At 65.9% G+C, this 12,863-nt stretch carries 14 protein-coding genes; 5 read left to right on the plus strand and 9 right to left on the minus strand.

Annotated elements, in window-relative coordinates; genetic code table 11:
- The first annotated feature begins 14 nt into the window (after nt 1-14).
- Both J1N60_RS10110 and J1N60_RS10115 read left to right on the plus strand, forming a co-directional pair.
- The gene (locus J1N60_RS10110) at nt 15-698 is read left to right on the plus strand and encodes a hypothetical protein (protein WP_312907098.1); all 684 of its coding nucleotides are present in this window, start codon (nt 15-17) and stop codon (nt 696-698) included.
- 82 nt (nt 699-780) lie between these two features.
- Nucleotides 781-1,206: a JAB/MPN domain protein-containing protein gene (locus tag J1N60_RS10115; RefSeq protein WP_312907104.1), complete on the plus strand. Its 426-nt coding sequence runs from the start codon at nt 781-783 to the stop codon at nt 1,204-1,206.
- Between the two features lie 51 nt (nt 1,207-1,257).
- Here J1N60_RS10115 and J1N60_RS10120 read toward each other — a convergent pair whose 3' ends face one another.
- Nucleotides 1,258-1,674, minus strand: a complete 417-nt coding sequence (locus J1N60_RS10120; protein ID WP_312907106.1) for a universal stress protein — start codon at nt 1,672-1,674, stop codon at nt 1,258-1,260.
- Between the two features lie 148 nt (nt 1,675-1,822).
- Entirely contained in the window at nt 1,823-2,587 is a 765-nt protein-coding gene (locus tag J1N60_RS10125) for an aldo/keto reductase (protein WP_312907108.1), read from the minus strand.
- A 131-nt stretch (nt 2,588-2,718) separates the two neighbouring features.
- On the opposite strand from J1N60_RS10125, the gene udk reads away from it, so the two are divergent.
- Complete coding sequence (udk, locus tag J1N60_RS10130) at nt 2,719-3,378, plus strand: uridine kinase (RefSeq protein ID WP_312907110.1); 660 nt, start codon at nt 2,719-2,721, stop codon at nt 3,376-3,378.
- Nucleotides 3,379-3,414: 36 nt separating this feature from the next.
- Here the strand turns inward: udk and fdhF are convergent, their stop codons facing one another.
- Nucleotides 3,415-5,493: a formate dehydrogenase subunit alpha gene (fdhF, locus tag J1N60_RS10135; RefSeq protein WP_312907112.1), complete on the minus strand. Its 2,079-nt coding sequence runs from the start codon at nt 5,491-5,493 to the stop codon at nt 3,415-3,417.
- A gap of 157 nt (nt 5,494-5,650) precedes the next feature.
- Here fdhF and J1N60_RS10140 point away from each other — a divergent pair, with 157 nt between their 5' ends.
- Nucleotides 5,651-6,217, plus strand: coding sequence for a hypothetical protein (locus J1N60_RS10140; protein ID WP_312907113.1), 567 nt, complete (start codon nt 5,651-5,653; stop codon nt 6,215-6,217).
- A 108-nt stretch (nt 6,218-6,325) separates the two neighbouring features.
- Entirely contained in the window at nt 6,326-6,676 is a 351-nt protein-coding gene (locus J1N60_RS10145; protein WP_312907115.1) for a CBS domain-containing protein, read from the plus strand.
- A 34-nt stretch (nt 6,677-6,710) separates the two neighbouring features.
- Here J1N60_RS10145 and yqeC read toward each other — a convergent pair whose 3' ends face one another.
- From yqeC to J1N60_RS10175, 6 genes are all read right to left on the minus strand, one after another.
- Complete coding sequence (gene yqeC, locus J1N60_RS10150) at nt 6,711-7,493, minus strand: selenium cofactor biosynthesis protein YqeC (RefSeq protein WP_312907117.1); 783 nt, start codon at nt 7,491-7,493, stop codon at nt 6,711-6,713.
- Nucleotides 7,494-7,559: 66 nt separating this feature from the next.
- Complete coding sequence (locus tag J1N60_RS10155) at nt 7,560-8,582, minus strand: 3-oxoacyl-ACP synthase (RefSeq protein WP_312907119.1); 1,023 nt, start codon at nt 8,580-8,582, stop codon at nt 7,560-7,562.
- Nucleotides 8,583-8,688: 106 nt separating this feature from the next.
- Nucleotides 8,689-9,918: a branched-chain amino acid ABC transporter permease gene (locus J1N60_RS10160; RefSeq protein ID WP_425499350.1), complete on the minus strand. Its 1,230-nt coding sequence runs from the start codon at nt 9,916-9,918 to the stop codon at nt 8,689-8,691.
- A gap of 130 nt (nt 9,919-10,048) precedes the next feature.
- Nucleotides 10,049-11,245, minus strand: a complete 1,197-nt coding sequence (locus J1N60_RS10165) for a branched-chain amino acid ABC transporter permease (protein ID WP_312907123.1) — start codon at nt 11,243-11,245, stop codon at nt 10,049-10,051.
- Nucleotides 11,242-11,940, minus strand: coding sequence for an ABC transporter ATP-binding protein (locus tag J1N60_RS10170; protein WP_312907124.1), 699 nt, complete (start codon nt 11,938-11,940; stop codon nt 11,242-11,244). Before J1N60_RS10170 ends, J1N60_RS10165 begins: the two co-directional genes overlap by 4 nt.
- On the minus strand, nt 11,937-12,863 hold the full coding sequence (locus J1N60_RS10175) for an ABC transporter ATP-binding protein (RefSeq protein WP_312907126.1): 927 nt from the start codon (nt 12,861-12,863) through the stop codon (nt 11,937-11,939). The genes J1N60_RS10170 and J1N60_RS10175 overlap by 4 nt, the downstream gene beginning before the upstream one ends.

Consider the following 12,863-nt stretch of genomic DNA (forward strand, 5'->3'; position numbering starts at 1 on the left):
TCGAAGGGCTACGCATGAGCTTTCGTGTCGACGAGAGTGAGACTGCCCTCCAGGAGATCGACCGATTCGACGGCGGCGCCGGCTGGATTGCCCATCCGGAGGAGGCGATGGAACGGGCCAGCCACGCCCTCGAAATCGACGGCGAGGTCTGGGTGTTCGACCCCGTCGACGCCGATGGGGTCGACGAACTGCTCGAGTCGCTCGGCGAGGTGGCCGGCGTCGTCGTCATGCTCGACCGACACAAGCGCGACGCGGGAGCGATCGCCAAACGCCACGAGGCCGCGGTCTACCTGCCCGAGTGGTTCGACGGCGTGAGCGAGGAGGTCGGCGCGCCGGTCGTCAGGTTCGGCGATGAACTCGCGGACACAGGCCTCGAGTCGTTCGTGCTGAAGGACGGGCGCTTCTGGCAGGAGGTCGGGCTGTACGATCCAGCCCGTGGAACCCTGATCGTCCCCGAATCGCTCGGGACGGTGGCGTACTTCCGGGCGGGCGACGAACCGCTCGGCGTCCATCCGATGCGTCGTCTGTCGCCCCCGCGTGGGACGCTCAGCGGCTACCGACCCGACCGGATTCTGGTCGGCCACGGCGAGGGCATCCACGACGACGCGGCTCGGATTCTGTCGGAGACTCTCGATACGTCGCGGCGGCGGACGCCCAGAGTGTACGCCGGGGCGGTTCGGCAGTTCCTGCCGTTTTGACCCTGATCCAAACGACGGCCGCGAGCCAACCCAAGTCGGGAACAGGTCTATGTAGTCTCCGGGCCGAACTCTGGTCGTAACAGTGGTCTACATCACCCGCGGGCTGGTCGACGTCTTGCTAGAGCTGGCAGCCGACGCCGAGCCGTCGCGACTGACGACGGGCCTCTCCGTCTCGGAGTCGTCGACACTCGAGGGTGCCGATGCCGGTCTGCTCCCCGCGGAGGCGCCGGTGTTCACCGACTTCTTCCTGCCCGATCCCGGCAACGCGGTCAACGCCGTCTTCGGCGTCACCCTGTCGACGCCGGCCAGCGAGACCCAGGGCCGATTCGTCTCCCACCCGACCGGCGAACTGCTGGTCACGCGACGAGACGATCTCGCGGAGGTCGTCTTCGTGGCCGTTCCGCCGTGGGAGCCGACGCCCGAGTCGTTCGCCGCCTTCGACCGGGCTGGCAAGCGACTGCCGCTCGAGATCGTCGACGCGGAGCCGCCGGTGGAGTCGCTCGAGTAGCGGAGGGGTCGAGTCGACAGGTCGATCGCTCTCGCGTCAAGCGCGTTGTCGTCACTCGTCCGGGAGGGGGATGGCGACCACGGGTCGATCGGCGTTCAGTAGCACCTTCTGGGCGGTGCTCCCGAAGAGCACTCGCTCGCCGGTCGATCGCTGTCGGATTCCGACGAGGAGCTCGTCGACGTCGTGCTCCACGGCGAACTGCAGGAGGTCCTCGTGCGGGTCGTTACCGCGAACGAGCTGGTGCGTCTCGACGGTGGCGCGACCTGACAGTCGATCCGCCATCGCCGACAGCGTTTCCCGGCTCTCGAGGACGACGTCGCTCTCGTCTTCGCCTACGCCAGTGTCCGCCTCCTGGCCCTTCAACGAGTGGACGACGTGGACGGTGTCCTCGTGTGTCAGTCGCGGCTCGAGGTACTCTAGCAGTGTTTCGTTGGCGGTCCGGCCGTCGGTCGCTGCGAGATATCGCATGCTTCGGCTACGCGGTGGAGACGGAAATTCCGAGTGATTCGTGTCAACGTGCAACATGGAGAGTGTCGACAGCACGTATCGCCGGCGAGGGCTGTCGACCGGGTCGCCGCCGAACTCGAGTCTCGAAAAACGAGGGGTCGATTGCCGATTACTCCGGAAATAGCTCTTCCCGCTGCTCGACCGCGTCGATCGCGTCGACGTCTTCCGTGTCGAGCTCGATGCTGGCTACTTCGAGGTTGGCTTCGAGGTGGTCACGGCTGCTGGCTTTCGGAATCGCGTGGACGCCGTCGTGAGCGAGGACCCACGCGAGCGACACCGCCTCCGGCGTGGTTTCGTGTTTCTTCGCGACATCTGCGACGGGTTCGAGGTCGCCCGCACGGCCGCCCGAGAGCGGCGAGTAGGCGATGACGGGGTACTCGTAGCGACGAGCGTGCTCGAGCAGGCCCGGAGACCGAAAGAGCGGGTGGAACTCGACCTGGTGGGCGGCGATCGGCGCCTCGAGGATCGAACGCGCGGTCTCGAGTTCCTCAGGTGTGAAGTTGCTCAGGCCAACGTGTTCGATCCAGCCGCGCTCTCGGAGGCTGTCGAACGCGGGGAGCGTCGCCTCGGGGTCGTAGGTCTCGATCGGTCGGTGGACGTACAGGAGATCGATCGTCTCCACCCCGAGGCGCTCCCGGCTTGCGTCAGTGCTGTCGATCACGTCGTCGGGGGCGAGGCTGTCGGCCCAGACCTTGGTGGCGACGGTGAGCTCGTCTCGCGGGACGTCGCTCCGGTCGATCCCTTCGCCGACGACGGCCTCGTTGCCGTAGATCTGGGCGGTGTCGAGGTGACGGTAGCCGACCTCGAGGGCGGTCGCGATCACGTCCGGGTCCTCGATGCCCATCGTGCCGAGACCGATCGGTGGCAGGTCCATGCGTCGACTATCGGCTGGCGGTATTTCGGTGTCCCGGTTGGCCAGTCGTGGCTCGCGCTGCCCGTGTCACGCCCCGTCCCGAGCCGCTTGAGACCACCGTCTTCTTAACCGTGCGTTTCGATCCTCGAGTAATGAGTATCCCCTCCTTCGTCATCGGGATCGCCGGAGGAACGGGCGCCGGAAAGACGTCCGTCGCCCGCGACGTCGCCGAGGCGGTCGGCGAAGCCGTCACTCGAATCCCCGTCGACAACTACTACGAGGACCTCTCGCATCTCGAGTTCGAGGAACGGACCGAGGTCAACTACGACCACCCCTCGGCCTTCGAGTGGGAACTCTTGCGTGAGCACCTCGATACGCTCTCGATGGGGCAACCGGTCGAGATGCCCCAGTACGATTTCGAGCGTCACAACCGAATGGACGAGACGGTCACCGTCGAGCCCACGGACGTCATCGTCGTCGAGGGGATCCTCGCGCTGTACGACGACGTGATCCTCGAGATGCTCGACCTCTGCGTCTACGTCATGACTGACGCCGACGTCCGCATCCTTCGGCGGATCCAGCGGGACGTGATCGAACGCGGCCGTGACCTGGAGGGGGTCATCGACCAGTACCTCGAGACGGTCAAGCCGATGCACGAGCGATTCGTCGCGCCGACGAAGAAGCACGCGGACGTCATCATCCCCGAGGGAGTCAACCGGATGGCGATCGACCTGCTCACCGAGAAGATCGAGTCGGAACTCTCAGAAGAGTTCGAGCCGCGAGAACCACTCGAGACGTTGGATCACGACTGAGGTCGCCGTTTGCTTTCTCTGGCGACTCGATTTCGATCAGTCGTCGGCCGGCGCTCCGCCCTCGCCGACCGGCTCGACCTCCGCTGCGGCTGCCTTGTACTCCGGAATCTTCGCCAGCGGGTCCAGCACGTCGTTCGTCAGCGTGTTCGCTCGGGCGTCCGAAAAGTGCGGGGTGGTCCACACGACGCCTTCCTTGATGTCCTCGGTGACGTTCGCCTCGAGGACGATCTCGCCGCGACGGGACCGGAGCACGACGTACTCCCCATCCTCGATTCCCCGTTTCGCGGCGTCGGTGGGGTGAACGTCGACGAAGTTCTCGGGGGTCTTCCGGCGGAGCGTCGGGGAGCGGGTACTCATCGTCCCTGTGTTGTAGTGTTCCTCGAGGCGCGCGGTCGTGAGTACCAGCGGGAACTCGTCGTCCGGAACCTCGTCCGGTGCCTGGTGGCGAACGCCGCGGACGACGCCGAGGCCGTCCTCGGTATCGAACGAATCGGCGTAGAGGTACTGGTCGCCCTCGTCGCCCGGTTCGTAACAGGGCCACTGGATGCCCTCGCGGCCGATGCGGTCGTAGGTCATGCCGTGGTAGATCGGACACACCGCCCGTAGTTCCTCGAAGACGGCTTCGGGGCCGTCGAAGTCGAACCCCGAGCCGAAGAGCCGGGTGCCGACGTCACAGAGGATGTCCAGGTCGTGGCGGGTGTTTCCGGGGACGTCGGTCACTTTGCGCATTCGCTGGACGCGTCGGTCGGTGTTGGTGACCGTACCGCCGCGTTCGGCCCACGACGTGGCGGGCAGTATCACGTCCGCGAACTCCGCCGTGTCGGTCATGAAGATGTCCTGGACGACGAGGAACTCGAGGTCGGCGATGCGTTTTTCGACCTCGAGGGCGTCGGGTTCGCTCATCACCGGGTTCTCGCCCATGACGTACAGCCCGTGGACCGAGTCGCCGATGGCGTTCGAGACTTCGACGTTCGTCAGCCCCGGTTCGGGCGGAATCTCGAAGCCCCAGACCGATTCGATCGCCTCCCGGGCTTCGTCGTCGTCGACGTTCTGGTACCCTGGCAGGACGTTCGGCATCGCGCCCACGTCGCAGGTGCCCTGGACGTTGTTCTGGCCGCGAAGCGGGTTGACGCCCGTGCCGGGCCGCCCGACGTTGCCGGTCACCAAAGCGAGGTTGACCTCGTTTTGCACGTTGTCGACGCCGCAGGCGTGCTGGCTCATGCCCATGCCGGTGAAGATAGCGGCGCTATCGGCCTCGGCGTAGATTCTGGCGGCCTCCTGGATGTCCTCGAGCGGAACGCCGCAGGTGTCGGCGGCCGCCGCCGCGTCGAAGTCCGCGAGGGTCGCCTCGAGGTGATCGAACCCTCGCGTTCGTTCCTCGACGAAGTCCTCGTCGTACAGCCCCTCCTCGAGAATCGTCTTCAGGACGACGTTCAGCAGCGGGATGTCGGTTCCGGGCTCGAGCTGGAGGTGGATGTCGGCGTCTCGGCTCGTCTTGTTCGCGTGGGGGTCGACCTGGATCAGCGTCGCCCCCTCGCGGACGGCCCGCCGGAAGTAGTTGCTGTGAGCGATAACGTGTTGTTCGGCGGGATTCGCCCCCTGAACCCAGTAGACGTCGCCGTGGGTCTCGAGATCGGCCATACTGTTGGTCATCGCGCCGGCGCCCAGACTCTGGCGGAGCGTGTAGACGGTCGAGGCGTGACACATCCGAGTGCAGTTGTCGACGTTGTTCGTCCCGTAGCGCCGGGCGAGCTTCTGGAGCAGGTAGTTCTCCTCGTTCATCACCTTCGAGGAGCCGAAGAAGCCCACCGCATCGGGGTCGTGTTCGTCGCGGATTCGCTCGAGTTCCGAGACGACCAGGTCCAGGGCCTCCTCCCAGGTCGCTTCGCGAAACTCGCCGTCTTCACGAATCAGCGGCGTCTTCAACCGATCCTCGTGATTGACCACCTGTGGCGAGGCCCCGCCCTTGATGCACAGCGCGCCCTCGTTCACGGGTGCGTCGAACCACGGCTTCAGGGACACCTCACCGGGTTCCTCACCTTCCTGTAAGGTGAGTCCACAGCCGACGCCGCAGTATGGACAGATCGTCTCGATACCCTCGTTCTCGGAACCCATATTGTTGATTGCTACCATTGCACGTATCAGTCTTTGGGAGTCTCGAGCGGACAGTCACCGGGCGGGATGGATCGACGGGATGAATCGCCGAAAATCGCCAATACCGTTCGCTCGCTCCGGCAACGGTTTTTGTCGGTTCGGGTCGTCGGTCGACTCGATGGACGGACCTGCAACTGGGGAACTCGAGCGAGCGGCCGTCGCCTACGAAAGGTACGAGCCGTTCGCGACCGTCGAAGACGAGCGCCTCGAGACGCTACCCACGGCGTTCGCGGACGGTTCGTTCCTCTGGAAGGACGTCGAGTGGATCGTTCGCTGGTACGCCCGACGAACGCTCTCGAGCGAGCCACACCCGGCGGAGTCGGCGTTTCGAGAGAACGAATGGGACGACCTCGAGGCGGCGGTCGAGACGGCCGTCGATGCCACGAGAGGAGCCGACACGATAGCGGCGCTCGAGGCGTTGACTGCGCTCGAGGGCGTCGACGTGCCCATCGCCTCGGCATTTCTGCACTACGTCGATCCCGGACGCTACCTCGTCGTCGACCAGCAGTTGTGGAACGCAGTGGCCGAACGCGGCTCGCTCGAGGTTCCGCCTCCCGATCCGATCGACGCCGAGGACTACCAATGCTACCTCGAGTCCTGCCGAGCGCTCGCTCACGAACACGATCTCGGGCTGGTGTTGCTGTACCGGGCGCTGTGGCGACTCGGAAGCGACGGACTGGCGTAACGAGTGCACCGCTTCCGAGCTGGCCCTCGAGGCCTCGAGGGAAAACACCATACGTTTCGTGCCCGTCGTACAGGTATGCCGAACGATAGAACGACAGTCGGAGACGTCATGTCTAGTCCGCTGGAAACGATTTCGAAGGACGCGACAGTGATGGACGCCGCCCAACGGATGCGCGACGAGGATATCAGCGCCCTCGTCGTTCTGACCACGCCGCGAGCGATCATTAGCAGCACGGACGTGCTCGAGGCAGTCGCGCAGGGGCGGAACGTTTCGGAATTGCAGGTGACCGACGTGATGACGTCCGACGTCGAGACGGCTACCCCGGATCTCTACATGGAGGAAGTCGCCGCGATGATGACGACGTACGGGATCAAGCACCTCCCGGTCGTCGACGGCGACTACGTCGGGATGGTCTCCTCGACCGACGTGACCGCTCACCTCTCCGAGTCTCCGCGTTGAAACTGGGCTGGATTCCCTAAACCGGAGCCAGAACTCACTCGAGGACGGTTACCAGCGGCTCCTCGCGGATCATACTCGTGAGAACGACCCTGGAGACCCGGCCCTCGCTCGCCCCGTCATTCTCGAGAATTGCCTCCCCGATGGCTCGAGCGGTCTCGAGGTCGCCGTCGTCGTCGACCATGTTTACGACCGGAACGAAGGACGCGTCCTCGGGAACCCGTTTCAACCCGCTGTCGGGATGGGTGAGGACGATCGCGACGTCCGTCGGCGTGATCGCCTCGCCAGCGCTACGGCCAGTGAGTTCGGCCACACGCTCGGGCCGGTGGACGGTCTCGGCGTCGAGGGGCTGCCCGACGGCGTGACAGCTGGCGATGGCGAGAACGGTGTCTGCGGCGGACGGGATCTGGGGTTCGCGTTCGTTCGGGGCCTTCAACAGCCGCGTTCGGGCGCCGTCGGCTTTGACGAGCACGTGGTCGACGACGTCACTGTCGGCCATCGCGTCGATCTGATCCGGTTCGTATCCTCGATAGCGGTCGCTCCTGTCTCGCTCGGGGACCAGTCCGAGGGGCCAGGCGGGCGGGTCGCTCTCGAAACCGTCGTCGTTCTCGAGTCTTGCCCCGAGTACCGCTACCGGATCGGGAGTGAGCACCACGTCAGCCACGTGCTCGTCGAAGATCGGAATCCGAACGGTCGCCGTCACCACGGCGCGCTCGAGGCGGTCGGCGAGCGCATAGAGCGTCGACTTCTTTCCGCCGGCGCCGACGACGGCCGTCACGCCTGTATCGGCCTCGAGCGCCTGGACGAGCGAGTCGGTCATGACTCGAGGATGGGTAGAAGCGGGCAAAAACCTAGGCGAATGCCGATCACCCGAGCCGTGTCCCGGTCACCCGATCCAGGTCAACGCCGTCGCCGCCCAGGTGTAGCCCGTGCCGGCGGCGAGGAAGCAGACCAGGTCGCCTTCCTCGAGTAATCCGTCCCGTCGGCCGTCCTCGAGGGCGAGGATCTGGTCGACGCTCTGGACGTGGCCGTAGGCGTCGAGGTAGACGCCGTCGGTCGCCGGATCGAGCCCCAGTTCCTCGAACAGCAGATCGTGAAACGACCGCTTCATGTGGGTGACGGCGACGAATTCCAGATCGTCGCGAGCGAACCCGGAGCGCTCGAGGGCGGTGTCCGCTACCTCGAGGTAGTTCGGGAGCGAGACGGGCGCGAGCCGTTCTTTCATCCCGTCGGGGTCGGGCACGTCGAGGGTGTGTCGCCCCGCGGCGGCGCTCTCCTCGCTGGCGGGGTCGATCGAGCCGCCAGCGGGCATTATAACGTCCTTCGAGAACGAACCGTCTGTGAGGGCCGCGCTCTCGTGGACCAGCGCCCGTGCCCGGGAGCCGGGATTGGCCTCCAGGACCATCGCGCTGGCCCCGGAGCCGAAGTTGAACATGAACGAGGACTGCTCGTTCTCGTAGTCGACCAGGTCCTCCTCGCGACTGCCGGCGACGAGCAGGGCGGTCTCGAGGTGGTCGACCTGCAGCTGAGCTCGCACCTGTCGGATCGCGATCGGCGCCCCGGCACAGAGGGTGTAGCTCTCGGTGGCGAAGGCGTTCTCCGCGCCAAGCCGTTCGGCCACGTTGGCCGCGGCCGACCAGACGACGTGATCCTTGAACTCGCTCCCGTGGTAGACCACGAGGTCGACGTCCTCGGGATCGCAGTCGGCCATCTCGAGGGCGTCCTCGGCGGCGGCCACGCACATGTCGGTGACGTGGTCGTCGTCGGGTGGACAGACGCGCTTCTCGCGGATGCCCATCTTCTCGACGACGACCGACTCGGGGATCCCGCTTTCGGCGGCGATCTCCTCACCGGTGACGACCTCGTCGGGGAGATAGCGGCCGTAGCCGGTCAGGCCGACGGTCGTCATCGCAGGTCACCTCGCGTGGGGGAAGGGTCGACTCGAGTTCGGTGCCGGTGGCCGATCGGGCAGTCGCGATACTGTGGTCGTGGTCGTAGAGTGGTGAAACGTGAAGTCATCGTCGGTAGCGTTCGAGGTGGGCCGGCAGTCGGCTTGCGACGGTCCCGCCGAGTCGGTCGCGGATCGACCCGAGCAGGCCGTTGGGGACGAACAGCACGAACAGCACGAAGACGATTCCCAGGTACAGCGGCGCGCGTCCGTCGATCACCGTGTTGATCACGTCGAGGAACGTCACGCCGGCGACGTCCGCGTTCAGGACGCTCTCGGGGAGCCCACCCCGGAGGTACGGTGCGAGTCCGCCCTGTTGGGAGGAGAGCACGTCCTCGAGCCACTCGAAGGTGAACGCGCCGAAGAGCGGCCCGGCGAGCGTCCCGATGCCGCCGATGATCGTCACGATGAGCGCGTCGGCCGTGACGAGGAAGTAGAACGTCGTGTCGGGGGAGGCGCTGCTCCGGTAGGCCGCGAACAGCGCGCCGGCGATAGCGGCGAAGAAGGCGCTCATGGCGAAGGCAGCCATCTTGTACCAGAAGACGTTGTAGCCGACGGCGCGGGCGCGTTCCTCGTTCTCCCGGATGGCGATCATCACGCGACCGAACGGGGAGTGGATGATCCGCTGCATCGCGAAGTACGAGAGGACGACGATGATCCCGATGGCGTAGTAGGAAGTCATCGTCGCCGAGACATCGATGCCGGTTCCGAGGACGTTCTCGAAGCTATCGCCGGCGAGCCGGCCGAGTGCGACCGAGAGGGAGTCGACGTAGGGGACGCCCACCTCGGGAGTCGGTCCGGCGAGGTTCGGTCCCTGCTGGGGGTTCGAGCCGACGTAGTCCCAGTTGCGCACGAGCTGGTAGAGCACCTGGGCGAACCCGAGGGTGAGCATGGCGAAGTACACCCCCGACAGCCGGAACGAGACCGCGCCGATCGCCAGCGCGAAAACGACGGCGAGCAGCGCCCCCAGCAGCATCGTCACCATGAACGGCGTGCTGTCGGGGAGCCCCGGCACTTTCCCGTTGGCCACGAGGACGATGAAGTACGCTCCGATGCCGTAGAACGCGGCGTGACCGAACGAGAGGTAGCCCGTGTAACCGCTGACGAAGTCGAAGCTCATCGCGAACAGCCCGAGGAAGAGCATCGCGATCAGGAACGTCGCCGCCGGGAGGAACGCGTCGAAGAACGCGCCTGGGTCGACGATACCGACGCCGACGTCCAGCGCCGGAAACGCGGTTAGCGGACCGTAGACGATGGGGTACACCGCGAAGAACGCGATAACCGCGACGTGGACCAGGTGATCGCGGAGGTACTGGCGGGGCCAGTCGCTACCGGCGCGACTGTCACCTCGAGGCGGCGTATCGCGCTCTCGGTTTAACCCCTCGTCGCGTTCTTCGGTGGCCTCGGTCTCGAGGTCGGACGAGGAGCTAATGGCCGCCCACCTCCTCGACGCCGTACAGTCCCTGCGGGCGGATTACGAGAGCGATCACGAGTAACGTGAACAACGTGACTTCGGAGAGGCCCGGGAAGGGTACGGTCCCGGAGGTGAACAGCCACGTCGTCAGTGAGTCCGCCAGCCCGACGACAAGGGCGGCGACGACCGTCCCCTTGAACGAGCCAAGTCCGCCGATGACGACGACCACGAACGCGTACAGCAGGACCTCGAGGTTGAGCAGTACGCTCGGGCCGGCGGTCGGGTCCCACATGAGGAAGACGCCGCCGACGGCTGCCAGGCCGGTCCCGAGGCCGAAGACGATGGTGAACGCCCGACGGACGTCGATCCCGAGGGCCTCGACCATCTCCGAGTCCTCGCTGCCGGCCCGGATGTAGAGACCGTACAGCGTCCTGGTCAGGAACGCCCAGACGACGACGGCCAGGATCGCGCCGGCGACGATGGCGAACAGGTAGAATCCGCGGATACGGGCGCCAAAGAGCGTCAGCAGGATCTCCGACGGCGCGTCGAGGGCCGACGGAATCGTCGCCTGCGCTCCGGACCACTTCGGCTCGGGCTGGATACCGCGAGCGGTGGCGACGATTCTGGCGACCTCTTCGAGGATGAGTCCGACGCCGAAGGTCAGCAGGATCTGGTACATCGGCGTGCGGTCGTAAATCGGGCGAACGAGGCCAACCTCGAGGGTGGCGCCGACGGCTGTCAACAACGCGAAGACGATAGCCACGACGACGACGAAGAAGACGATTCGGGCGGCCGCGCCGGCGCTCGAGGCGACGAGCAGGACCATCAGAACGCCGCCGACGTAGGAGCCGACCATCGCGAACGCGCCGTGAGCGAAGTTGAGCACGCCCATCAGCCCGAAGACGAGGGTGAGGCCGATGGCGATGATGAAGTAGATGGACGCCTTACCGAGGCCCTCGATGAGGATGCGGGCGACGGTGTCGAGCCCCTCGAGCGGGGCGACAGATGCGACAGCGGCGAACGCTCCGACCCACTCGAACCCGAACGAGGACTCGAGCAGTCCGACGACGCCGATTCCAGCTGTGGCCTCGAACAGTCCGACAATGACGGGGCCGGTTCCGGCCTCGAGCATCGCCAGGAGCGAGACGAACAGTGCGTTCGCGAGAGGGAGAGACGAGAACGAACTGATCGTGCCGAACGAATCGATCATGCCGAGAGATACCTCCGTATCTGTTCGTCGTCGGCGGTGGCGTTCTCGGTCGACCCCGACTCGACGACCGTACCGTGATCGAGCAGGTAGAACCGGTCGGCGAGGTCCATCGCCAGCGGGAAGTTCTGCTCGACCAGCACCATCGTAGTGTCCGCGGAGACGTCGCGCAGGGCCTCGACGACCTGCTCGACGATCAGCGGGGCCAGTCCCTCGCTCGGCTCGTCGACCAGGAGGAGGTCGTTCCCACCGACGATGCCCCTGGCGATAGCCAGCATCTGCTGTTGGCCGCCGCTCAGGTTCCGGGCTTCCTTCTCGCGGAAGCGCTCGAGGTCCGGGAACAGGTCGAACATCTCCGCGCGGAGTGCTTCGAAATCGCCCTCTGGGCCGACCGCGACCCGCAGGTTCTCCTCTACGCTGAGGTAGCCGAACATCCGTCGCTCCTCGGGCACCCAGCCGATGCCGCGAGAGGCGACCTCGTGCGTCGGGAGGTCGGTGACGTCCTCGCCCGCGTAGCGAACCGTTCCCTCTTGCGGCGGCGTCAACTGGAGGATCGTCCGCAGGGTCGTCGTCTTGCCGACGCCGTTGCGCCCGATTAGGGCCACGACTTCTCCTTCCTCGACGTGGAGGTCTACGCCCTGGAGGATGTGGCTCTCGCCGTAGTACGTGTGGACGCCCTCGAGTTCGAGCAGGCTCACGACACCACCCCCGCAGGCGAATCGCTGCCGTCGTCAGTTTGGGACGCTCCGCCGTCGCTGCCCCCCTCGCTGCCGTCATCGTCGCCCTCGTAACCACCCAGATACGCGCGCTGAACGGCCTCACTCTCGCGAACCGTCTTGGGTTCGCCGTCGGCGATCAATTCGCCGCGATTTAGCACCGCGATGCGGTCGCTGATCCCCATGACGACATCCATGTTGTGTTCGATAAGCATGACCGCGTGATCGACGGCGACGTCCTCGATGATCGCCGTCACCTGGTCGACGTCCTCGCTCGAGACGCCCGCGGTCGGTTCGTCGAGCAACAGGACGTCCGGATCGCCGGCCAGTGCAATGGCGATCTCGAGGTTGCGCTTCTCGCCGTGGCTCAGGTTCTGGGCGGTCCGGTCGGCTTCCGCAGCGAGGCCAACTCGCTCGAGGACGGCCTCGGCCTCGGCGTAGTGGTCGTCGAACGCGCCGACGTTGCGCCAGAACTGCCAGGAGTCGTTGCCGCGGTGGGCCTGGACGGCCACGCGGACGTTCTCGAGGACCGAGACGGTCGGAAAGACGTTCGTGATTTGGTAGGACCGGTGCAGGCCGAGTAGCGCCGTCTCGTGGGGCGGGGCGTCGGTGATGTCGACCCACTGTCTGGACTCGTCACTGGTTGTTGCCGTCGACCCGGTGTCGGTTGCAGTCGATTCAGCGTCGGCGGCGCGACGAGCGCCGTCGCTACCGCTCGGCGTGAACTCGACCGTCCCCTGCGTCGGCTCGAGGACGCCCGTCAACAGGTTGAAAAACGTCGTCTTTCCGGCCCCGTTCGGCCCGATCACCGAGCAGAGTTCGCCGGCCTTGAGGCTGAAGTCGACGCCGTCGACGGCGGTGATGCCGCCGAACTCCTTCGTCAAATTGGTCGTCCGGAGCACCAT

This window comes from Natronosalvus caseinilyticus, assembly GCF_017357105.1.
Taxonomy (GTDB): Archaea; Halobacteriota; Halobacteria; order Halobacteriales; family Natrialbaceae; genus Natronosalvus; species Natronosalvus caseinilyticus.